This is a genomic window from Candidatus Tisiphia endosymbiont of Beris chalybata (genome assembly GCF_964026555.1).
Classification (GTDB): Bacteria; Pseudomonadota; Alphaproteobacteria; order Rickettsiales; family Rickettsiaceae; genus Tisiphia.
Genome location: NZ_OZ032159.1, coordinates 72259 through 94350 on the forward strand (window position 1 = coordinate 72259; position 22092 = coordinate 94350).

Here is a 22092-nt window from a genome sequence, read left to right on the forward strand (position 1 = left end):
ATTTTTTGAGAAACTATGCACCAAATACTACTTCAAGAATTGATTTTATATATAGACGGAAATAAATCAAGATTAAAATGTTTGTCTGGGATGATAATCAGTTTAATAACTGGAGGTTCTATCGACCCAAAGGGTTTAGCGCTTGGTATTTCAGGTGATGCTAAAGCATCGTCAAAAATCCATAGGATTTATCGATTGTTAAAAGAATTTACTTTTGATTATATGAAGGTTGCATCATTACTGTTAAGCTTGTTTGGTGTAGGAAATTATGTTGTAGCAATGGATCGAACAAATTGGAAATTTGGTAAAACAGATATTAATATTTTGTTTTTAGTAATTGTAATTGGTAAGATATCAGTGCCAATATATTGGCATTCTTTATCGCATGGTGGAGCTTGTTCTAAAGAATTTATGGAAGAATTTTTGCAGAAGTTTATTGACAATTTTGGGGTTGAAAAAATAAAATATTTACTTGCTGATCGAGAATTTATGAATAAAGAATGGTTAAATTTCTTAATAGATAATCATATAAGATTTGCTATTCCCCTAAGAACGGATCACCAAATTCGTCTTGAGAAAGGTTTAAAAACTTTAACGATTGGAAAAATAGACCTCTTGCATAACCTAATCTAATTGGTAATTTTGTCGTCGAAACTCCTCTCTGTTCCTCACGTACGTCTATGTACGCTGCGGTACTCGACTTCGTTTCTCCTAAAAATTCTTCAATTATCTTTAGGTTATGCAAGAGGTCTATTTTGTTACCATAACATCTTGCGCCTCTTAAACTCCAACCATATAGAGGACAAGCGTTATCTTCTATCCCAGATTCATCAAGATATACTAGCTTTTCTGGTGGAATTTGAGTTATCTCTTCCCAAAACTTCTCTCTTGCTACTATATCCCTCTTGGGGTGATAAAAGGTTTTTTTATATGTGTAATTAAAGCTTTTTAAAGCACGCTTAATTGTCGAGCTCGATGCTCTATTTGGCATTAGCTCTACGATTTCTTTTATACTCTTCCCCTCATTGATCTTCATGAATTTTAAAAACTCTGCTTTATCTTTTATTATCTTTCGACTATAGCCATTCTGATAACCACACTTGGCTTTGATATCACCAGTGCTATCTCTCATCCTCTTCCATTTATACACTGTCTCTCTACAAACCTTAAATATTCCTATTATCTTTGCTACTGTCATTTTAGTTTCTAGTGCCGATATAACTCTTATACGTAATTCATATGGATGATAAGCTGATGCCATTTATTCTCTCTCTTTAGTATCTCCTTTAATTTATATCTCTTCCTCTTCGCTCTGTCTACATCTTACTGTACTATGCTATATATAGCTTATCCAGATAAAAAGGCGACATTAGCAAGGGCTTAAATCAACCGCTTAATAGAAATCAAAGAAGATAATATTTTAAACACCTTGTCGCCATTTTCATTCTCTAAGCTATATGCGAGCTAGGTATTGGTGTTTGCGACGCCAGGCAGAGGAGGTAAAGATAAATTTTTTTGTCAGGAGTTGCGATTGCTCTATTATAAAATAATAAAATCTTCTTATCTCTTGAACCGTATAATTTATCATTTTTTTCGGTTTTTTTAAATTCTTCCAATGAATCTTCTAAAATTGCTGGCATCAGTTGAGCTTTGGTGATCACTAACATTGTCAAAGCAATCATTGACAATAGACCTCTTGCATAACCTAAAGATAATTGAAGAATTTTTAGGAGAAACGAAGTCGAGTACCGCAGCGTACATAGACGTACGTGAGGAACAGAGAGGAGTTTCGACGACAAAATTACCAATTAGATTAGGTTATGCAAGAGGTCTAATGTTACATGACGATACCAACCAGTTTGTGTTCTAACTTCATACTGATCAAGACCAGGTTCACTCTTAGCCATCTCAAAACATTCTTCTATCGACCACCGAGCTCCTGCCGCATTCATTACCTCTTCTAATGATGTATCCACCTTAGAAAATACTGTATAGAAAGCCAAATCATTAACGTCATATCTACTGCGCCTGTTTAATAAAAATCTCTCACAGCCTTTTACTCGATGATCAGGTTTTTTAGTACTACAGTTGTAGATTAGAAAAATTATAGTAAAGGTTTAATATTTTTGTTTATTTTGGCCCCAAAAATATCAATATATCATAAAAATTTGTCATACAAATGCTCAATTCTTAAAATTTCTACTAATCTACAACTGTAGTATAGCTTAGATTAATAAGGTACAGACAAAATAGTATCCAGAAAGTTTAATAGCTATGCATAGTTGGGGATATATGCTATGTCCATACCTTAATGATCTAAGCTATACTAGGCAATGCCAACAAAATTAGTGAAAATTTGTCTTGAAAAATCGGTCCAGTATAGTATGTTGTATCTTATTTGCTGGCATTCTTTGACTTAAGTAAAAACTTCTGCAACTATTTTAAACTTAGCAAAATATTTGCATATTATCAAATATTTTATTCAGCAATTCCCGCTAGGTCTGGCAAGCCCGATACTTAAGCCTAACTCAGAATTTAATTTTCGCACTGTTTTATTAGCAAAACCTTGACCCTATGCTGTTTCTAGAAGATTATTAGCGGGAATTGCTGAAGTATTGAGATAATGCTAGAAAGATTAGATTATGGTGATAGAATTACTAAAAGAGATAAAAAAATTTTCCATACAATAAAGCAGTTAGCCTAGCACTGTTAATATCATTAATGCCCAATTGATATTAAGGCACAGTCAATTGTGGAGCTAACAACAAATAAATATTTTTGCCGAGGATGGTCAAGTATATATAGAGCATTAGATAATTTCTAAATTCCTATTAAGTCAAGTTTCGGAAAAAGTAGTAAAATTACCAAAGCTTTATTTAATAGGAATTTAGAATTAGTTAATAATATAGGTGAATATAAACCAGAGATATTGGCTAAAGTTGCTGAAGTTTTTGATAAATTATGCACTCAAATTGAATAAATAGGTCCAATTCTGTCATAAAATTAACAAAAACAAGAGCTATAATTTTCACTATTAGAAGAATTTTTGTCAAAACTTAAGTTTTTAATTTGTTCAAGTTTAGAGATTATGCATGATAAAAAAATATATGGAAAAATAAAAGAAGTTAATTTTAAGAATATTCAAACTCTTTTTGACTCTAGAACAGAATCTATTAATAGTCCTTTGCATGCTATCATGTTACAGAATCAAGATTCGGACTTACCAGTAAGAAGAAATTTATATGAACAAGAGATAATTTTAACAGAGATATTGATCAATCAAGATAGTAAAGTTTTAGATCTCGGATGTGGTTATGGTCGTATTGCCCAAATGATACCTAACAATATCAGTTATTATTATGGACTAGACTTTTCAGAAAAATTTATTAGAATTGCTCAACAGAATTTTTTATATAATGATAATTTTTTCTTCAGTAACTATGATGTTACTAATTTTTACAATAATAATGTGATTAAATACAAAAAATTTAATGTAGTTTTTATTGTAGGTACAATGATGTATCTAAATGATTTTGCAGTAAGCCAAGTATACACTAATATCTTAGATTACCTAGAGGAGAATAAATCAGCAGTAATTTATATTAGAGAATCAGTTTCTTTATTAGAAGATAGAATTACTTTAGATAATTTTTACTCAGATAAATTAGAGAGTAATTATAGTGCCATATATAGAACTGATGCAGAATATAAAAATTTATTTAAAATATTTGAATCTAAGGGTTTTTATTTATCTAAATCACTATTATTTGATGAATCGCTGGCTAATAATAGTGAAACAAAACAAAAATTTTATATACTAAGAAGGGATTAAATTGAAGTCAGCATTTTGCTTTGATATGGATGGTACGTTAACAAAGCTTGAAGTATTACCAATCTTGGCCAGAGAAATCAGTATAGAACCTGAAATTGCTGTCTTAACTCGCGCTACAATAGAGGGCTTTTTACCATTCGAGCAATCCTTCTGTCTTCGAGTACGTTTATTAAAAGATCTTCCTATTACACAAGTACAAAATATTATAGAAAATATACCTCTTCATAACCAAATTATTGAATTTATCAAAATAAATTCACAACATTCTTATATAGTTACTGGGAATTTAGATGTATGGATTAAAAAGTTAGTAAAAAAAATAGGGTGTAATTATTATTCTTCTAAAGCTGATTATATAGGAAATAAGCTGAAAGGAGTACAAGTTATTCTTAATAAAGCAAATGCAATAAAAGATTTAAGGAATCAAGGATATGAACGCATTATTGCAATAGGAGATGGTATGAATGATGTATCTATGTTTGAGCAAGCTGATATTAAAATTGCTTTTGGTGGTGTTCACTCACCAGTATTATCTTTAATTAAATTAGCGGATTATATAACTTACCATGAGAAAAGTTTATGCAATATCCTGAACATGTTATAATACTTGCAGCTGGGATAGGAAGTAGGCTAGGTATGAATACACCAAAATGTTTAGTGGAAATTCACGATAAAAAAATTATTAATTATCAATTAAATCTACTAAAAGATTTTCAGAATATTAGAATAGTTATAGGATTTAAAGAAGAAGAGGTTATAGAGCATGTTAATAAAATTAGGAGAGATATTATTTTTGTACGTAATGATCAATATCTGACTACTACTAATATTACCAGCCTCATTTTAGCAGTTAGATACTTAAATAAGCCGTTTATTTTGTTGGATGGAGATATTATAATTAATAAACAGGATTTTTGTAGATTTATTGAAGAATGTAGAAATAGTAAAGAAAGTATTGTAGGTGTGACAAAACACAGATCACAAGAAGCAGTATTTGTCAATATTGAAAATGGCTATATTCATGCATTTTCTACTGATATTAAATCTAACTATGAGTGGTGTGGAATAGCATATATTCATGACTTTCAAATTAATCTTGATCTCTTAGGATATATTTATAAGCTTTTTGAAGATATGATACCTATCAAAGCATTTGAGTTAGATGTATATGAAATAGATACTCCTATAGATTACGCATTAGCTACTAAAATGATTACAGATAGAGTAATTTTTGATTTATTGTAAAATACTTAAAGGTAATATGCCCTTAAATGAAATTTTGAATATTAAAAAAGATATTGCTCAAGTAGCGAATGATAGTTATTCTTATTTTAATTTTAATCAACAGCTTATTGATCGTCAGAAATACAATATGTGGGAAGGAAATCATAAGTTACTTGATAGGTTTTACAAGCAAGTAGGAGGTGCTTCTTTAAAACCTATTAAAGTTGTGTTTATGGTAGCGGATACTGCATTATGGGATGTTTTTCAATCGGTTTATTATAAATTGTTGTTGGATTCTGAGTTTGAACTAAAAGTTATTGTTTTTAGACGCGTAGATGTGCAACCTGATAAATCATACTCTGAAGTAGTCGATTTTTTTTCTAAGCGAAGTATTGCAGCAGATATAGTATGGGGCCATAACACCGATTATCCTCCGATTGCTCCTGAAGATGCTGATGTCGTTTTTTATACTTTAGGTAGTGCAGCATTTCCTGATGTTTACAAGATGGAATATGTTAGTACATATTGCCGTACTTGCTATTTGTCTTATGGTTTTCTGCTGATAAATGCAGAAAATTATCAATTTGCTCAAGATTTTCATCATAGTGCCTGGGCAATCTATGCTAGTACTCGTCGTGAAGTACAACTATATCAAAAATATACAATGCGTTATAGTAGTAATGTAGTACTGACAGGTTATCCAAAATTTGATCTTTTGGATTTTAGAAAAATAAAAGTTAATAAACCTAAACGACCTATCATAATATGGGCTCCTCATTGGACAATAGCCTTGTGTTACCCAAGTATTAATCTTGGGACTTTTGACCAAATATGTATGGACATTATAGAAGTTTTTTCTTCATTTTCAGAAATTGATTTTATCTTCAAGCCTCATCCTAATCTTTTGTATGCTCTTGACAAAACAACTTTTATGACTCAAGAGAGTTATATTCAGTATTTATCATTATTACTGCAATGTACAAATGTTTCTATCTATAATCATGGAGACTACTGTAATTTATTCTTAAAATCATCAGCTATGATCACCGATAGTGTTTCATTTCTCGCAGAATATCTCCCCACAGGTAACCCATTATTATTTTTATCACGTAAAGATCGAGTTAAATTTAGTGATGTAGGAGAAGAAATTATAAGATTACATTATCATGGTGAAGGAATTGAATCTATTAAAAATTTTATTCAGCAAATTATTTACAAACAAGATGATTCAATGAAAGATCTGCGAGTAACAAAGGCATTCGCTCTTTTAGAGATTGAGGAAATAAATTCTGCTGATAAAATACGAGATCACTTGCTCCAAAATTTTGGCAGAGCTCTGCCTCAACAAGATAAATTGCACTGCTAGAAATTAATTGGCAACTCGCGTTATAGATATTAATAATAATATCTAATATATCTAGTACTACAGTTGTAGATTGAAATATGGAAAGAATGATAGTAGACTATGATGAAGTAAAATAATCTAGGCTATAATAAGGATGGAAATAGAAATAAGTGATTTAGAAAAACAATTATTAGAAAGATGGACAAAATTTAGAAATTATTTTACTCGAAGTAAAGGATGGGAAGCTGGATTAAATTACATCAAAGGATTGTTGTGTAAAGTAGAACGTAAAAACAGCTGGCAAATAGCCCAAACTGTTGGTAGTGTTAATCCATATTGTTTTCAAAATATGCTGAAACGAGGTAGTTTTGATGAAGATGCTGCTCGTGATTGTAACTAAAAACTATTGATTTCGGAGCTAGGAGCAATTGGTGTGTTTGTAGTAGACGACACTGGTTTTTTAAAGAAAGGTAACAAATCAGCTGGGGTCAAACGCCAATATAGCGGTACAGCTGGTAGAGTTGAAAATAGTCAAGGAATTTTTCCTATATTTTACGTGATGCTTTATTTGCCGCTCGGCATGGTTATTAGTCGGTTCTATTTCTGGGTTATCTACAAATAACCACATCATATCAAATGATTTCAAGATATTCTTTGCAACTCTTGTGGCCTTGTTGCATAGAGAATAAGAGTTGGAAGAAATAGGTTGTCAAGAGGAGATAGTTGCGCTAATAAAGGTGTATGACCATACATCGAAAAAAGCGCAACTGGTCGCAATATAACCAGAAACTAAAGAAAATAGCAAGCATAAATTTTTTTATCTCTGAGGAAGCGATAAGCAATTGGTATTATAGTGGTAAGCGACAACATGGGGGCAAAGTAATATATAGTGAATATGTAATAGAGTTATGTTTGTTGATGCGAGAATTTTATCAATTACCATATCGACAAGCACAGGGTTTTGTGGAATCTGTATTGAAATCAATGAAGCTTGAACTTAAGATACCAGATTATACTACTGTTTCTCGCCGTGCATCTAAATTAAATGTTGTGCTAGGTAATAAAGAGTTAGTCAAGACAAAGAAAGAATCTATAGTAGTATAGCCTGCGGTATTTAGCTGGTGACACTTGATTTTGCAGGATTCGGTTGTGCTCACGTATTCTCTATACGCTGCGCAACCTCGCCTTTAAATTCAAGTGTCACCAGCTAAATCACTTTGGCTATAGCTGTAGATTCAACAGGTTTATCGCTTTATACTCATACTGAATGGAATCGAAAGAAACACCAACAGAATCAGCTAGCAGGTTATGAGAAATGGCGTAAATTACATGTAGCAATAAACGTTGCAACTGGAGAGATTTTGGAGAGCAGATATACAAAATCTACAGCCAATGATGGTGCTGAGTTGTCATCATTGCTTGATTCGATACCAGAAGAAATATCAGCAGTATGTGGTGATATGGCTTATGATACAGTGAATTGTCGAGCAGCAATTAAATTAAAAAAGGCACGCCAACTTATACCGCCGATAAGGCATGCACGAATAGCCAAAGATAATAGAAATATCAAGAAAAAATACCATGAGATTTTATATGAAAGAGATGAAGCTATCAGATACATTCAGTATAATACTATTAACGGGGATACTTCATTAGCGTGTAAATCATGGAAAGAAAAGAGTGGCTATCATGCGAGATCTTTAGTTGAAACTACTATGTGGCAAATAAAAAGCCATAGTTCTGACTATTTAAGCAATAAAAGTGAACAAGCTAGAATGACACAGGCGCGAATAAAATGCAAAATTGTTAACTTAGTTAACGCTGCTTAACTTTTTGGGGATTCCGCCTCTTCCAACTCTTATTCTCCATGCAACAAGGCCATTTCCTTCTCGCAATGACAATGCTCCGGCATCAACTATTTATCGGCAATGCCTGTATCTTCTCCTCTTAATAATTGCATTAACAATGCTAATGGTAGTATTAACCTAGGCCACAGCTGAATTATACGGCTATAGCTTGGCAAGTTAAAATAACCTCGATATTTATAACGCGAGTTTAGGATAAGGAGAGTTTAGAGAAGTAATAAGAAAGGGCTTTTCAAATCAAAGATGTTGAGTTATAAGAAATTTTTTAAAGAAAATCAAGATAACTCAACATGAAAAAATGTATCACAACAGTATATTAGACCTCTTGCATAACCTAATCTAATTGGTAATTTTGTCGTCGAAACTCCTCTCTGTTCCTCACGTACGTCTATGTACGCTGCGGTACTCGACTTCGTTTCTCCTAAAAATTCTTCAATTATCTTTAGGTGATGCAAGAGGTCTATTTAATTATTAACAATAAAGGAGAGATAATGGCAGTTAAAATTACTAAAGGAAATAGAAGTGATATCTCTACTGTTTTGTCTATGACTCAAGGGTTAGAAGGTAAATTATTTGGTGATAAGGCTTATATATCAAAGGAGATATTTAACAAACTTTTTGCTAAAAGCTTACGTTTATTTACCAGTATTCGCAAAGATATGACAAAACATTTACTTGGAATAGAAGATAAAGTACCGTTAAAGAACAGAGCTCTAATTGAGTCAGTATTTAATGTACTCAAAAATTGCATGAATCTAGAGCATTCAAGAAATAGATCACCTGTTAATTTTCTAATCCATATTTTGGCTTGTGTGGTAGGATATGCTATTAAAAAACTTAGCTTGAAATTAGTTACTTCTGCTAATCCTCCTTTGTTCTTATCCTAAACTCGCATTACTACTACCTGAGTCTTTAAAGTATGTCTTCTCTTTTTACCTGAATAGTAGCGTTTTTGTCTTTTTTTGGGCGCTGGATAGGACTCTCTGTTGCATCAATTAGAATCGTTTCATATACCATATCACTTTTAACTAAAGCTTTCTTACCAGGAAGAGCAAAATCTGGATGCTTAATTAATGTATCTTCTATCCATTTTATATTCCTATAACAACTACTTTCAGATATTCCATATGAAGCTGATATATGAAAATATGTTCTATATTCTCTTATATATTCTAAAGCCATCAATAACCTTTCTTCTCTAATTAAACGATTTGGTTTCCCCCCAAATTTTTTCTTCTTTGTCTCTGCTTCTTCTAAAATAATAATCATTCTTTCAAACGTACTCTTCTTAACTCCTGTCAAACGTCTAAATTCTTCTTCTCCAAACTTCTTAAGTTCTTCGTATCTCATATGATAAAATTCCTAAAATTTTATCATCTTATTCTATATCCTAGGTTATGCAAGAGGTCTAATTTTGAAATCAGTTTTTCCTCTGTATACCCTACAAACAAAGGCTTAAAGGTGAGTAGGGAAAAATTTCGCCCTTTCCCGCAAACAACCCCAAGTAGCTGCGCTTGGGCAAAAATTAAAACAAATAGCAAATCAACTATTTTCTTTTAGAAAGGCCTTATTACAGGACAAAATTAATGTTCTGAGATTTTTACGTTATGCAAGAAAATTACGAAAACGATCGTGGTACTTTTTAAAAGAAATATCTTACATTCCTGATGCTGTTCGTGCTGCTGGGATAGCAAAAAACATGATGAAGCACGAAAATATGATGTGGAAGTTTCTTGAAAACCCGAAAGAAATTCCGCTAACCAATAATCATGCCGAAAGACAAATTAGGCATTATGTGGTTTATCGGAAGAATTCCTATTTTACGGGGTCTGAACGGGGTGAGAGATTTTTGGAAAGACTAATGTCACTTTATATAACCTGGAAACAACAAAACCAAAACCCATTTCAAAAACTATTAGGGGGGCTGGTTTAGGCCGCTCCCCTGAAAAGATACAAAAGATAAAATATGATTTTACAGAAAATTTGTTGCTTTATCATTTTTTTTCCACTAAATCTAAAGGCCAAGCCTTGATGGTCTCCCTAGTTTGACTAGGGAGACCATATCATTAAGTTATCAATTAAACTGATGTTCATATAGAAGGGCCAGAAGAAGGACCTTTTTTGCCGCCTACTGTGTTTATAAGACGTTGCTCTAGAGGTGGAAAAATGTTACTTATCGTATGTTGCGAAAGATGCTTATTTATCACTTTAGCTGCTTGTATTGCTAGGCCTTTAACCTTAGTATTATCTCTACTACTTCTCAAGCTTGTGAGACCGTGCTGAAGATCACTGACCCATTGATAGTTAGAATAATCACTATCGCAGCTTAATTGAATAAGATTTGAATTAAGTCTCTCAAGTTTTTTACTAATATCTATTGGTGTTGAGCCCTTAGCAACTAGATCCTTAATATAGTGCTTGGTAAAAGTTGATAAGTTCTTTGGATCAAGATCTTGATTATCAGGTAATTGCAAATGTACAGGACCATTTTCTAGTATTAATTGTTTATTCTCCGTGTCAATTTCGCAGGTAGCCAATGACCATACTGACTTGAATTTTTCCAGCAATGCTGTCATATCAGCACTACTAGATGTTCTTCCCCATGCTGTTGTCAGTTGGACAGGAGTTTTACCATTTCTATCCACTGTATTAGGATTAGCGCCTAAATTAAGAAGTAATTTGGTTGATTCCTTGCTATGCCGTAGAATCGCAGCATGTAATGCCCACCCATCTTGTCCACCGCCGATATTAGGATCCGCATCGCAAGCTGCTAACTTTTTTATCATCTCCGGGTCGTTCATCCGCGCTGCATAGTACATAGGTGTTTGCCCACGACTATCTTGAGCGTTAATATCAGCACCTACATCACGGAATAACTCAACTATTTCCCAATTACCAGATGCAGCTGCACTATGTATTGCTTGACCATCATGTGGAGATTCTATATTAATGTCAGCCTTATATTGAAGTAGCACTTTAATCATGGGGATATTCTTCTCCATAATTGCGCATTTCAAAGCTGTAATTGCGCATTTCAAAGCTGTATACCTGGTAGGTCGATGTTGATTCGCATCAGCGCCAGATTCAAGCAAGAATGTTACCATTGGTAAATCATTTATGCGTGCTGCTTCACATACCGGTATTTCATATTTATTCCCATAATTAACATCAGCTCCTTTAGCCACAAACATTTTTGCCATCTCTAAGTCCTTGCGCTGTACTATATATAATAAAGCTGTAGTATCGTCATTTGAATTCTTTACATTAGGATCAACATCTTTATCCAATAACTCCTTTGCTGTCTTGATGTCCCCCTTTTTTGCTGCGTCTAATAATGCTATTTCATCTTCTGTCATATTAATGCCTTTTGATTTTTAAAATCTTGTATGACTATATCACACAATCTGGTGTCCACTAAGTGATAATTAGGATTAGGATTAAATTTATTTTTTATAGTTTGTAAATCTGTTGTGATTTTTTGTTCAATTGCTGTAGCGCAGATTTCGGGAATAGAATTAATCTATTTGATATTGCATCACAACTTCCTTACCACAAAAAGCCATAGAGATCTTTATAATCTTTTTAACGTGTTGATACTCTTTTATTTTGCTATCATATTGCCTATCTCTAATTTGCTTTAACCCCGCTTTTGCAGCGGGTTCTAGCTCTTCTGAAGGTGACCGTTCAGGGGTTGTACAAAATAGACTAAAAAAAGCTTGCATAAATATTAAATAAATGTAATTTGAGGTTAAATATTTAAGCAAGATTAATGAGCAAAAATCTAGAAACTCAAGTATAGCTTAAGTCATTGAGGTATGGACAAGTCAAGGGGGAAGTGATATAAGATTTAGGGAAGATAATAAAGAGAGAGAATACATGGCAGCCCCTTATCCATATGAATTACGTATAAGAGTAATATCGGCCCTAGAATCTAAGATGCCAGTAGCAAAGATAACGGGAATATTTAAGGTTTGTAGAGAGACAGTATATAAATGCAAGAGGTCTAATATATCAACATACCAGGAGAGTAAATATAATAGCTGGTTTGTGCCAGGATCAAATTATTGCCCCGGTAGTTTTTGAAGGCAGTTGTAATAAAGCATTTTTTGTATCTTATGTAGAGACGATGTTAATAAAGGAACTTAAAGCTGGTCAAGTAGTAGTAATGGATAATATTAATTTTCATAAAACTGCTAGAGTTAAAGCTTTAATAGAATCAGTGGGATGTAAGATTTTGTATTTACCTACTTATAGTCCTGATCTTAATCCTATTGAGCATTATTGGTTTAAGATGAAGCATCAGATCAGAAAAGTCGCTAGCGACTTTAAAGATTTTTTTGTCGCTGTAGAACATGGAGTACTAATGTCTACAGCTTAGTGACTTAAGCTATATAGCTTAGGTTACTATGATATATACACGATAGTACGCAGGAAGCATAGTAGTCATGCATACTTGAAGATAAATACCCTGTACGTACCTTAATGGACTATACTATAGAAGGCAAAGCGCTATTATCCAGAAAATTATACGAATATGGTTGTAGCTTTTCATCCCGAAACTTTAACTCCATCTCTACTAATTTATTGCGCCGTAGATCTAATTCCTCTTCTAAATATTTTAGCTCCTCATGGTTATTCTCTCCGTAATTATCATCAAAATAAGGCTCCTCACTAACATAACATTCATGACATGCTATGTGATAATTAACTGAACTTATTCTCTCTTTAAGTTCGGAAGTCTCGTGTCTTAATTGCAAGATTTCTTTTGCATAGTTTGAAAGCACTAACAGGTAGTTATAATCTTGTATCTCCGTAGTTAATTCCCGTAATTTCTGTAAATATTCTGTGATCTCACGATTATTTTCTAGGATACTATTTTCCAACCTTTTACATATTTCCTGCTGTTGGATGATCATCGCTTGGTGATCACGGTTAGTATACTGCAGACAAAATTTATCTTGATATTCCGCAAGAGATAAGTTCATTAAGTCTTGAGCATAAGTAATTTGTGCCTTTTGCGGATTAGATTGCCTATTTTTTTCTTTTATTTTTTCTTCGTAAAGTGAATATTTCTTTTGTAGGTCTTCGAGCTTTAATAAATTGTTATAATGTATATTAGTCATATTATTACCTTTGTCAGTTGAAATAAAAACATCGTACAAAGATTACTGCTCCATACAGTCTATTGTACAATATGGTACAATTACAGTCAAGTAATATAGTACAAAAAAGTACTTTATTTGTACTATTTATTAGATAATTTACGGTAATTATGCTACATGTTTTTTAGCTATTTGCTAGCGTTATTTATTAGACCTCTTGCATAACCTAATCTAATTGGTAATTTTGTCGTCAAAACTCCTCTCTGTTCCTCACGTACGTCTATGTACGCTGCGGTACTCGACTTCGTTTCTCCTAAAAATTCTTCAATTATCTTTAGGTTATGCAAGAGGTCTATTGATAAGATTTTACCCTAAACAGTAAGTAAATTCTAATAGGGAATGTAGGTAGTATAGCGTATAGTATAGGCCATTAAAGGTGCGTACAGGGTATTTATCTTCAAGTATGCATGGCTACTATGCTTCCCAGCATGCTATCATGTATATATCATAATGATATAATACCCTGTCCGAAAACTAATCATCACGTTGTCGTACTTCATGATCTCCGCTCCTCACGTACTAGTTGTACGCGCAGGTAGCCGACACTCGTACTCCTAAGTGCTAATTTAGTTTTGGGAAATGGTATAAGCTATATGACAAGCTTTAAAAACTTTTTCTTTGAACCAGCATTTTCATCCTGTTAACACTGAACTAATCCTATAGTCTCCTATCAGAAGAATAAAAGCAACTTTCTTTGACAAAATATGTAATATTTTGTATATTGTTTTTCTTATTTTCTCTAATATTTAGGCCTTTATTCTTGACATAGATTGTACTGTTATATATACTAAACTGTACCACAATGTTATTGATTATTCTATTAAAATATAGGAGAATATATTATGCCAAGAGACCCGGTAACCGCACTAGAAAAATTGAAGAAAATTGAGGAGAAAAAACAGAAAGTATTAATAACTCGTAGAGAAGATTTATTAGAAATCATTAATAGCTGCAATGCCATGACTATTGATGATCAACTTCTTGCAGGATTCCTACTATTTGCTATGAACGAGCAGAACAAGCAACACCCTATGTTAAAGGAGTTTATCCAATTAGCTAAAACCACGCTCGATCCCCGTAAATTATTAGCTAAAAAGCACAAGAGCGTTAAAAAGAATCAATCAACTTGATATTGCATGGCCACTTCCTTGCCACAAAAAGCCATGGAAATCTTAAGTATCTTTTTCACATGCTTATACTTTTTTATTTTGCTATCATATTGCCTATCCATAATTTGCTTTAGCCCTGCTTTGGCAGCAGATTTTAGCTCTTCTGAAGTAGTACATATTTTATATTCAATGATAATTGCGGTGTCTAGCGCCTGAGCTATTGGAATCAATACGTGATCACACCTGCCACACCCATATTCTTTGTTAGATTCTATCATATATCTACTGGCTAAAGGCGCCAGCAGCCCTCCCATTAAATTATGATAATCCCTTTCCTTACTTAAATCATGATAACTGGTGGAATTTAATAAATATCCTTGCAATCTTTTGGCAAACTTCTCTATTTGTTGATCAATTAATAAGGCGATAAAATCATAATAATCACTCATATCCATATTTAACTTGCGCGAAACCCAGTCCATTACCCTTTCGGCGTAGATCCCTCTGACATCCTTATTAGGAATGGTTAAATGATATCTTGGATTCTCGGGATTATCATTTGCCAGGTAAGGATTTAAATAACCAGCAAATACCAGTAAGCTATATAGTATATCTTTATTATGTTCTATTTGCCCTAAAGAAATTTGTTTATATAATTTCTTAACAATTCCTCTGCCTTCCAATAATTCTTGCAAATCTTCTTGTATTTCATCTGACAATAACGCCTTATCAACAAGCCCCGTTCCCCCACTATCTAACCAGTAATGATCAAGCTTACCTTTATGCGCTAAACATTGCATAATGGACCATGGATTGTAGATGATTTCTCCGCCAAATGTGTAGCCATTATACCAATCTTTAATTTTTTCTGGAGCAGTGGTTGTTGGTACCTTTGTTAAGAGCTCATCAACTTCTGTTTGAGTAAAACCATAAAATTTAGAAAAATCTTCATCTAGTAAAGTATATTCACTAACATTATTGAGATCTGAGAATAAATTAGCTTTAGCAACCCGTAATATACCAGTAATTATGCCTTTCTCTAAGTATGGGTTGGTTTTTAGGGCGCTACCAAACATGCCACGGAATAGTTCAAGCACCTGCTCGAATTCTTCTGGTCTGGAGCCAAACTTAATGTACGAACTATTGATCGGGGTATCATATTCATCGATTAATATGTAGACTTTTTGGCCAAAATGCATAAAAAGTAATTCACTTAAAAATCTTAGACTAATTTTTAGATCATCTGTACTCAGCTCTCCTGTAAAATATTTCTTCAGCTCCTTTTTTTGTACCTCTTGCAGTAATCCTGTATTTTCTTTTATGTACCGCTCTAAATATTGGTGGTGTAAAAATAACCCTATAATTTGCCGTTTTATTCCATTCTCAATCTCCTGATAACTATTCCCTTTCACATCTTTAAAATTTATTAAAATAACTGGGTAATGACCTTGTTGAGCCATGGCATATTCATTAACGCTAATCTTTAAGGGTGTAAGGGGCATTTTACCTTTAATACCTAAATCTACTGTACCTCCCCAAAACAGCTTATTATTTATCTTCTCTCCCTCAGGTAAAGGTACCCCTGTATCATCCACTTCTATTTCAAAGAACTTCTGGAGCATATTCATATTCAAGCTCTTACCCCAACGCCTTGGACGAGTAATGAGAATTACTTTACCACTATCTTGTAGTATTTCCCTAATCATTAGGCTTTTATCAACAAATACATCACTATTAACTACTAAATCATAGAATTCATCAGTGCCTACTAGCATTCTAGGTAGCTTATTACCAGCTGGGAAGGGGGTAATAGCTTGATCTATTGAATGAATATCAGAAAGGCTCACCGTCATATTATTTGTTGTTATATTTAAGAATTACTGTAGATCTGTACACTATAACAAATTATAGCATAAATAAATTAGACCACTAAGTAATTTCCAGAAAATATTTTTTGCTGTAAGTTTATAAGGCTTACAGCAACTATTTAGCCTCACTATTCAGAATCAGTACTGTTTGGTAATTGCACCGGTATTTTACACTCAATAGTGGTAGTTTTACCTTCTTCACTTGATAATTCAATCTTACCGTTTATTTCTTGGACCAACTGTTTCACACATATTAACCCTAAACCTAACTCTTGACACTGGGTAGCAGAATTAAGACTACCAAAGTTCTGCGCAAATAGATTGCTGCTTTTCTTGAGAAATGCCAATACCAGTATCGTGGACTATAAGTTGTAATATCCTATCGGTATTCTCTTGTTCCAAAACATCAACATCATAGTTCTCTTTAAAGTTTCTAGCAGAAAATAGATTAGCAGTAATGACGACCACCCCCTCTTCAGTAAATTTGATACTGTTGCTAATTAGCTGATCCAATATTGCTTGCAATCTATAACTATCACCAATAAGGACCTCTGGCATTTCATAACGAATATTAGAGACTAATCTTATTCCTTTATTCAAAGCTGCGGCTCCAGCTTTAGCTATTGATTGTTCCACTAATTTCTTTGGGTTAAATGCTTTCAAAACTATAGAAGTTAATCCGGGATTAGCTATAAAAAATTCATGTACATCATTAGAATAATCTAGTAGCGCTTTAGCACAATCCATAATAGCAGCCCAATGGTTTTTTACTTCCGCGTTTTGCTCCATTGCATAAAGTCTAGTCACTTGTTCCAAAATTCCCTTACTAGGCACATTGATACTATGGCTAATATTCTTTAAGTGCATTTTAGTTATTTCAGCTGTTTGTAACTTTTCTTTTATTTGTTGTAATTCGAGTTCTAGGCTTTTAAATTTAGTAATATCAACGTAATGATCGTGATAGCTAATTGTATGAGTCTCTTGCGCAGATGCTGGTATCAATGTGGCAAATATTGGAGAAAATTTAACAATCCAGCCCTTTTCTGCAATTTGATTTTGCTCTTGTTGTTGATTTTTAACATTATTTGTCATAAAATGGCTCTAACTATTTTTGGTTACAAAAGTGGTAGCACAGGAGGTAATGTGTGAATTTCTCGATTTGAACGTTACCTCTGTGCCTGATGCTACATTAGTGTCGCATCATCAGCAGAGATATCAGCATTATTTTGAGGAGTACAGAGGATTTCTAAAGCACTCTGTCCAGATTTTTACCAACAACTCTAAAAAGCTGCAAATTAGAGACATGTAGGAAATTATATTTCTCCAAACACCACCAAAATACAGTGATAATCTTGCCGCTTCAGAGTAGAAAAAGCCTCTGTAATCCGCATTACCACTGGCATTTCAGCTGTATTTATAGTATAATTTGTTATTATTGATACTGGTAAAAATTATGCTGCCTACTTTTAATAAACCTGGGCCATTTTTACAATGGGTTGGCGGAAAAAGAAAAATTACCGATAAATTAATTGAACATATTCCTCTAGGGCTCAATAATTACTATGAACCGTTCCTTGGTGGTGGGGCATTATTTTTTCAGGTTAAGCATATGTTTAATAAATGCTTTTTATCTGATATTAATTTGGATTTAGTAACGTCCTACAATTCCGTTAAAAAAGATCCAACGGAGGTAAGTAAATTATTAGAATCATATCAAGAAAATCATTCACAAGACTATTACTATCAGGTTAGGGATAATAATGTTAACAGTCCCAGCAGAATTACTGCAAGGTTCATATATCTCAATAGATACGCCTTCAAAGGCATCTACCGTGTAAAAAAAGACGGTCAACTAGCGGGGTCCTTCTCGAGCAAAATTCATACTAATTATAGAAGATAGTAGCATTTTGGTTACTATTAACATTACTATTAGTAGAGGTATAAGCGATAGGGTGAGAGGAAGAGTGGACTAATTGCTGCATAACCCTGCCTGCTGAATATGAGATCCAGTAAGGGTTTTCGAGCAATTATCACAGCTATTTTGGCTAGCCTGAACCGCATATAGGCAGTATATGGAATTGTGGAGGAAATTGTTAAATGGCGCAACGCGTGATAAGTATGTGGTGCCGCTAGTAGGAATTGAACCTACGACCTCATCATTACCAATGATGTGCTCTGCCCCTGAGCTATAGCGGCTTTAGTAGTGAGTTGACTGCATAAGATACACGCTATCTTGAGCTGTGTAAATATTATTATATAAGCATCCACAGTTAGGTTTTAAAGCTGTGCGATACTATGTGTAGCCAATATAATCTTATTCCCAATCAGTTTTTAATAGACCTCTTTCGAAACTCTACTTCTGCTGGTAATTGGGATAATGAATCTAGGCTCTGTGAAGGTTTCTCTCTAATGGTCTTATCGATCGTTATTTGCGTTCTCGAATTGTCAGATGTACCCTAGTGCGCTGCGGTTCTGTGAGCAAAAATGCCTATAAATCTACTCATTCCATAGAAACCTTCATAGAACCTAAGCTCGAACCTCCAGGTATATTTAGTACGTGATGGTTCGAGGCGAAAAGTCTCCTTCAAATGCCCTGCGCGATGCGAGTTTCGAAAGAGGTCTAATGATTAAAACCATATTTTGAAGCAATACAAAAAGTTAAAAGACGTTTGCAAAGCTGTGTTGTCCGCATATCTTTTGACTCATTCTATTAGTTAATCCCTGTAAAAAGCAGAGGGGGATTAACATTCATAAGAATTTACTAATAATACGCTCTTTCTGTCATATCTTATCTTATTAGTCAAGTAAAATTTTGGTATTGCCAAAAAATAGCTGGTTATGAGTAATAATATTCATATCTCTTTGATCTCAAGAATTGGATTTTATGTGCCAGTAGAGTAGTGTGCCCTACTAATACATGAGCACGCAATCCTTGAAAAATAAAAAATAATTCCAATGTACAAATGAGCGTAATGCCAATTTAAACTGCGATATTATTAGTGCATCACTTAACTACTTCAGGTAACGCCACCAAAAAATACTATTATACTTGTAAAAATTTTATTAATAAATTAATAATTATTAATTATTGATAGTAATTGGTAATGAATAATTATATATTATAAAATTTTCATGCTAGGAGGATTATATGCAGAAAACGATGGATACGATTTTTAAGGCGTTAGATACCAAGGATATCGTAATTAAACTTGAGGAATTAGAGATACCTACGGAAGAAGTAGAATTGATAATGCATCAAATTGTGCCTGGAGAGAAAAATTATAACTCCTCAACAGTCCGATACGCTATTCTCACTCTTCCAACTTCTGAAAAATTATTAAATTTGTATAAGGAAGATAATAAGGCATTTGACTTAGGGGCAATGTTTCCAATAATAAATCAGGATGCTAAAGATATGGAGGGTAATACTATACTACACCTTGCCGTCCAGGAAGGAATAGAGAGTTTATTAAATTGTTTTTCTCTGTATTTGTTGTATTCCCCAAATAGTAAGAATCATACGGGTTTCACTCCTTTACATTTGGCAGCAGAGAGAGGGAACATCAATGCAATAAGTATATTACATGAGAAAGGAGCGGCCCTAGATGCCCAAAATAACACAGGCGCTACCCCTTTACATGTGGCAGCATCCACAGGGCAGGTTGAAGCTCTTAAAACATTGCTGAAACTTAATCCTGCGCTAATAGATATCCCAGATTTAAACAATAATACTGCTTTAATGATTGCAGCAAAGAGTGGCGATATTAATACAGTGAAAACACTACAAGAACTTAAGGCTAATAAAGTAAACGCCACCACCCAACAAAATATTACCGTTGCAACCATTCCAAAAAATCAAGTTTTTAAGTCACCAATTCAAGAATTAGTACAAGATATCCAGGAAGCCAGTCAGTCTATTGATATGCAAATCTATAAATTAGCTAAGCAAGGCAGTACTCAGAAACTAAAAGCTTTACTTTTAAATGAGGGTATTAATAAAAATGCTAAATTTAAGAAGGGACGCAATAATGCTTTGCATGTTGCTAGAAAGAATAATAATGTAGTAGATCAGTTAATTGCATTTGGCTTTCCTTTAGATGCTAAAAATTTAGATGCTAAAAATAAGGAATGGCAAACTACTCTAGCAGTGATAATAAAAAACCAGGATGAGGATAGAGTATTACCAAGCATAATGGAACGCGTCGAGCAAGCGCCAGCTGACGAACGACCTTTAATACTGAAGGACACAATAAAAGCAATAGAACAAACGCAATATCCTGAGCAAAATTCTGAAGAACAAACAACTGTAGATTTGATGGTAAGTACTCTTAGAAACGAACTGAATAAGATATCAAGTGTAAGTCAATCACTTAAGAGGGAGGCTACGGCTATGGATGATTCAACCATTAGTACTACTAAAGGTTTTACACCATCTCCTACTCCTTCTGTTGGTTCTCCTGCTAAAAAACCAAGAGTAGGCAGATAATAGACTTTCCGCCTAAGTCAATTTAGTAGGTATATACTCTAGGAACTTCAAGAATTGGCGTCGTCGTGTTTAAAGACTACGCTCCTGGCGTACTAATATGTACACTCCTATACGCGACTTTGACCCTCCTTGCTCTTTCTTGAAGTACGAGCAGTATATGAGTGTCGAGCACCGGAGATTAGTAGGTGGGGGGCGAAGATCATGAAGTATGACAACCTAGTTTTGGGTAATGGTATTATAATCAATTCCCTGTGCGACGCAGAAGGTTACATAGAAGGCAGGTTACTTGAGGAAACTCTAGCCAGATCTAACGTTAGGAAAATAGTAAAAAGATAAAATATTGAGTAAGCAAATAATTTCTTAGCTTGTCTATTATTTTGATCCTTAAATAAAGAAAAGGCATAATATAAAAAAATGATCCCTAATATACCAGCTACAATTAGATATACAAAGTGACTTATTCCCAAGAAATAAGGAAAAAATGAGGTAATAAACATTATTATACTATAAATAACAATTTGTTTTTTAGTATAAATTTCTCCTTTGATCACTGGCATCATAGGGATATTACAATTTTTATAATCTTCCGCTCTAAATAGAGCTAAAGCCCAGGAATGAGGAGGCGTCCAGGTTAGGATAATTAGGAATAACGAAACTGACCCTAAAGAAATGTCATTAGTAACGCACGTCCAGCCAATTACTGGAGGTAAGGCTCCAGCAATGCCGCCAATCACAATATTTTGAATGGTGGTACGTTTAAGCCATATGGTATAAATAAAAATATAATATAATATAGTAATTAATAGTAGTAAACTAGATAGCAAGTTAACACAAAGCCCCATTAGGAATACTGAAGAAAAGGCAAGTACTATGCCAAACGCTAATGCATCTTCAGGTTTGATAGCTTTAATAACTATAGGTCTATTTTGGGTACGTGTCATTATCGCATCAATATCTCTATCATACCACATATTAATTGCGGCGCTACTTCCCGCTCCCAGTGTAATACATAACATAGAGATGAAGGCAATAAATGGATGTATATGGTTAGGGGCAAGCCATAGTCCAGAAAAACTAGTAAATACCACAAGGGCCATTACTCTTGGCTTCATTAAGGCTATATAATCCTTTACGGAACTATCATAGGCCAATGTTACCAAAGGTCTTTCACGCGCAACTATATGAGTTTTATTCATAGAAT

General features: G+C 33.6%; 24 protein-coding genes, 1 tRNA gene and 8 pseudogenes. 17 read left to right on the plus strand and 16 right to left on the minus strand.

The window, feature by feature from the left end; all coding sequences use genetic code 11:
* Window positions 1–15: 15 nt before the first annotated feature.
* Window positions 16–633 (plus strand): transposase, encoded by a 618-nt coding sequence (locus AAGD44_RS00375; RefSeq protein WP_341763778.1) that lies wholly within the window; start codon window positions 16–18, stop codon window positions 631–633.
* Here AAGD44_RS00375 and AAGD44_RS00380 read toward each other — a convergent pair.
* Both AAGD44_RS00380 and AAGD44_RS00385 read right to left on the minus strand, forming a co-directional pair.
* Window positions 539–1261 carry a palindromic element RPE1 domain-containing protein gene (locus tag AAGD44_RS00380; RefSeq protein ID WP_341764110.1) on the minus strand — a complete coding sequence of 241 codons (723 nt, stop codon included), beginning with the start codon at window positions 1259–1261 and terminating at the stop codon, window positions 539–541. The two genes, AAGD44_RS00375 and AAGD44_RS00380, sit on opposite strands and share 95 nt — an antisense overlap.
* A 187-nt stretch (window positions 1262–1448) precedes the next feature.
* A complete protein-coding gene (locus AAGD44_RS00385; protein WP_341763791.1) occupies window positions 1449–1682 on the minus strand; it encodes a hypothetical protein in 234 nt (77 codons plus the stop codon).
* A 14-nt stretch (window positions 1683–1696) separates the two neighbouring features.
* Here AAGD44_RS00385 and AAGD44_RS00390 point away from each other — a divergent pair, with 14 nt between their 5' ends.
* The gene (locus AAGD44_RS00390) at window positions 1697–1870 is read left to right on the plus strand and encodes a palindromic element RPE1 domain-containing protein (RefSeq protein WP_341763790.1); all 174 of its coding nucleotides are present in this window, start codon (window positions 1697–1699) and stop codon (window positions 1868–1870) included.
* Here AAGD44_RS00390 and AAGD44_RS07760 read toward each other — a convergent pair.
* Window positions 1824–1943 (minus strand): annotated as a pseudogene (locus AAGD44_RS07760) (IS701 family transposase); the annotation flags it as partial. The gene AAGD44_RS00390 and the pseudogene AAGD44_RS07760 overlap by 47 nt on opposite strands.
* A 1145-nt stretch (window positions 1944–3088) precedes the next feature.
* Between AAGD44_RS07760 and AAGD44_RS00395 the strand changes: the two are divergent.
* From AAGD44_RS00395 to AAGD44_RS07765, 6 genes and pseudogenes are all read left to right on the plus strand, one after another.
* Window positions 3089–3832 (plus strand): class I SAM-dependent methyltransferase, encoded by a 744-nt coding sequence (locus AAGD44_RS00395; RefSeq protein WP_341763789.1) that lies wholly within the window; start codon window positions 3089–3091, stop codon window positions 3830–3832.
* A 1-nt stretch (window position 3833) separates the two neighbouring features.
* Window positions 3834–4436, plus strand: a complete 603-nt coding sequence (locus AAGD44_RS00400; RefSeq protein ID WP_341763788.1) for an HAD family phosphatase — start codon at window positions 3834–3836, stop codon at window positions 4434–4436.
* A gap of 32 nt (window positions 4437–4468) precedes the next feature.
* Window positions 4469–5077, plus strand: coding sequence for an NTP transferase domain-containing protein (locus tag AAGD44_RS00405; protein WP_341763787.1), 609 nt, complete (start codon window positions 4469–4471; stop codon window positions 5075–5077).
* Between the two features lie 16 nt (window positions 5078–5093).
* Window positions 5094–6422 carry a hypothetical protein gene (locus tag AAGD44_RS00410; RefSeq protein WP_341763786.1) on the plus strand — a complete coding sequence of 443 codons (1329 nt, stop codon included), beginning with the start codon at window positions 5094–5096 and terminating at the stop codon, window positions 6420–6422.
* A gap of 133 nt (window positions 6423–6555) precedes the next feature.
* Window positions 6556–6801: a hypothetical protein gene (locus tag AAGD44_RS00415; protein WP_341763785.1), complete on the plus strand. Its 246-nt coding sequence runs from the start codon at window positions 6556–6558 to the stop codon at window positions 6799–6801.
* 30 nt (window positions 6802–6831) lie between these two features.
* Window positions 6832–6945: pseudogene (locus AAGD44_RS07765) on the plus strand (transposase); the annotation flags it as partial.
* Here the strand turns inward: AAGD44_RS07765 and AAGD44_RS00425 are convergent.
* Window positions 6937–7071: pseudogene (locus tag AAGD44_RS00425) on the minus strand (IS66 family transposase); the annotation flags it as partial. The pseudogenes AAGD44_RS07765 and AAGD44_RS00425 overlap by 9 nt on opposite strands.
* A 71-nt stretch (window positions 7072–7142) precedes the next feature.
* Here AAGD44_RS00425 and AAGD44_RS00430 point away from each other — a divergent pair.
* Window positions 7143–7505 carry a transposase gene (locus tag AAGD44_RS00430; RefSeq protein ID WP_341763784.1) on the plus strand — a complete coding sequence of 121 codons (363 nt, stop codon included), beginning with the start codon at window positions 7143–7145 and terminating at the stop codon, window positions 7503–7505.
* Window positions 7506–7618: 113 nt separating this feature from the next.
* Window positions 7619–8230, plus strand: coding sequence for a transposase (locus tag AAGD44_RS00435; protein ID WP_341763783.1), 612 nt, complete (start codon window positions 7619–7621; stop codon window positions 8228–8230).
* A gap of 98 nt (window positions 8231–8328) precedes the next feature.
* On the opposite strand, the pseudogene AAGD44_RS00440 reads toward AAGD44_RS00435, so the two are convergent.
* Both AAGD44_RS00440 and AAGD44_RS00445 read right to left on the minus strand, forming a co-directional pair.
* Window positions 8329–8451: pseudogene (locus AAGD44_RS00440) on the minus strand (IS982 family transposase); the annotation flags it as partial.
* Between the two features lie 90 nt (window positions 8452–8541).
* Window positions 8542–8721 carry a palindromic element RPE1 domain-containing protein gene (locus AAGD44_RS00445; RefSeq protein ID WP_341764111.1) on the minus strand — a complete coding sequence of 60 codons (180 nt, stop codon included), beginning with the start codon at window positions 8719–8721 and terminating at the stop codon, window positions 8542–8544.
* On the opposite strand from AAGD44_RS00445, the gene AAGD44_RS00450 reads away from it, so the two are divergent.
* Window positions 8716–9153: a transposase gene (locus AAGD44_RS00450; RefSeq protein WP_341764112.1), complete on the plus strand. Its 438-nt coding sequence runs from the start codon at window positions 8716–8718 to the stop codon at window positions 9151–9153. The genes AAGD44_RS00445 and AAGD44_RS00450 overlap by 6 nt on opposite strands.
* An 8-nt stretch (window positions 9154–9161) precedes the next feature.
* On the opposite strand, the pseudogene AAGD44_RS00455 reads toward AAGD44_RS00450, so the two are convergent.
* Window positions 9162–9616, minus strand: a pseudogene (locus AAGD44_RS00455) (transposase family protein); the annotation flags it as partial.
* Between the two features lie 151 nt (window positions 9617–9767).
* On the opposite strand from AAGD44_RS00455, the pseudogene AAGD44_RS00460 reads away from it, so the two are divergent.
* Window positions 9768–10199: pseudogene (locus AAGD44_RS00460) on the plus strand (IS66 family transposase); the annotation flags it as partial.
* A gap of 157 nt (window positions 10200–10356) precedes the next feature.
* Here the strand turns inward: AAGD44_RS00460 and AAGD44_RS00465 are convergent.
* A complete protein-coding gene (locus tag AAGD44_RS00465) occupies window positions 10357–11622 on the minus strand; it encodes an ankyrin repeat domain-containing protein (RefSeq protein ID WP_341764113.1) in 1266 nt (421 codons plus the stop codon).
* A gap of 159 nt (window positions 11623–11781) precedes the next feature.
* Entirely contained in the window at window positions 11782–11988 is a 207-nt protein-coding gene (locus AAGD44_RS00470) for a PD-(D/E)XK nuclease domain-containing protein (protein ID WP_341764114.1), read from the minus strand.
* Window positions 11989–12142: 154 nt separating this feature from the next.
* On the opposite strand from AAGD44_RS00470, the gene AAGD44_RS00475 reads away from it, so the two are divergent.
* Entirely contained in the window at window positions 12143–12349 is a 207-nt protein-coding gene (locus AAGD44_RS00475) for an IS630 transposase-related protein (RefSeq protein WP_341764115.1), read from the plus strand.
* Window positions 12276–12644 (plus strand): annotated as a pseudogene (locus AAGD44_RS00480) (IS630 family transposase); the annotation flags it as partial. The gene AAGD44_RS00475 and the pseudogene AAGD44_RS00480, both read left to right, overlap by 74 nt.
* 109 nt (window positions 12645–12753) lie before the next feature.
* Here the strand turns inward: AAGD44_RS00480 and AAGD44_RS00485 are convergent.
* A complete protein-coding gene (locus AAGD44_RS00485; protein WP_341764116.1) occupies window positions 12754–13389 on the minus strand; it encodes a hypothetical protein in 636 nt (211 codons plus the stop codon).
* A 167-nt stretch (window positions 13390–13556) separates the two neighbouring features.
* The gene (locus AAGD44_RS00490) at window positions 13557–13715 is read right to left on the minus strand and encodes a palindromic element RPE1 domain-containing protein (RefSeq protein WP_341764117.1); all 159 of its coding nucleotides are present in this window, start codon (window positions 13713–13715) and stop codon (window positions 13557–13559) included.
* 555 nt (window positions 13716–14270) lie between these two features.
* Here AAGD44_RS00490 and AAGD44_RS00495 point away from each other — a divergent pair.
* Window positions 14271–14558 carry a hypothetical protein gene (locus AAGD44_RS00495; RefSeq protein ID WP_341764118.1) on the plus strand — a complete coding sequence of 96 codons (288 nt, stop codon included), beginning with the start codon at window positions 14271–14273 and terminating at the stop codon, window positions 14556–14558.
* On the opposite strand, the gene AAGD44_RS00500 is transcribed toward AAGD44_RS00495, so the two are convergent.
* The 3 genes from AAGD44_RS00500 to AAGD44_RS00510 all read right to left on the minus strand — a co-directional run bounded on the left by AAGD44_RS00500 (window position 14546) and on the right by AAGD44_RS00510 (window position 17497).
* The gene (locus tag AAGD44_RS00500; protein ID WP_341764119.1) at window positions 14546–16390 is read right to left on the minus strand and encodes an AAA family ATPase; all 1845 of its coding nucleotides are present in this window, start codon (window positions 16388–16390) and stop codon (window positions 14546–14548) included. The genes AAGD44_RS00495 and AAGD44_RS00500 overlap by 13 nt on opposite strands.
* Before the next feature lie 143 nt (window positions 16391–16533).
* Window positions 16534–16752, minus strand: a complete 219-nt coding sequence (locus AAGD44_RS00505; RefSeq protein WP_341764120.1) for an ATP-binding protein — start codon at window positions 16750–16752, stop codon at window positions 16534–16536.
* Window positions 16703–17497, minus strand: coding sequence for a sensor histidine kinase (locus AAGD44_RS00510; protein ID WP_341764121.1), 795 nt, complete (start codon window positions 17495–17497; stop codon window positions 16703–16705). The genes AAGD44_RS00505 and AAGD44_RS00510 overlap by 50 nt, the downstream gene beginning before the upstream one ends.
* A 361-nt stretch (window positions 17498–17858) precedes the next feature.
* Here AAGD44_RS00510 and AAGD44_RS00515 point away from each other — a divergent pair.
* Window positions 17859–18281: pseudogene (locus AAGD44_RS00515) on the plus strand (Dam family site-specific DNA-(adenine-N6)-methyltransferase); the annotation flags it as partial.
* Between the two features lie 245 nt (window positions 18282–18526).
* On the opposite strand, the gene AAGD44_RS00520 reads toward AAGD44_RS00515, so the two are convergent.
* A tRNA-Thr gene (locus AAGD44_RS00520) sits at window positions 18527–18601 on the minus strand.
* 952 nt (window positions 18602–19553) lie between these two features.
* Here AAGD44_RS00520 and AAGD44_RS00525 point away from each other — a divergent pair.
* Window positions 19554–20891, plus strand: a complete 1338-nt coding sequence (locus AAGD44_RS00525) for an ankyrin repeat domain-containing protein (protein ID WP_341764122.1) — start codon at window positions 19554–19556, stop codon at window positions 20889–20891.
* A gap of 266 nt (window positions 20892–21157) precedes the next feature.
* On the opposite strand, the gene cyoE is transcribed toward AAGD44_RS00525, so the two are convergent.
* Window positions 21158–22087 carry a heme o synthase gene (cyoE, locus tag AAGD44_RS00530; RefSeq protein ID WP_341764123.1) on the minus strand — a complete coding sequence of 310 codons (930 nt, stop codon included), beginning with the start codon at window positions 22085–22087 and terminating at the stop codon, window positions 21158–21160.
* Window positions 22088–22092: the final 5 nt, after the last annotated feature.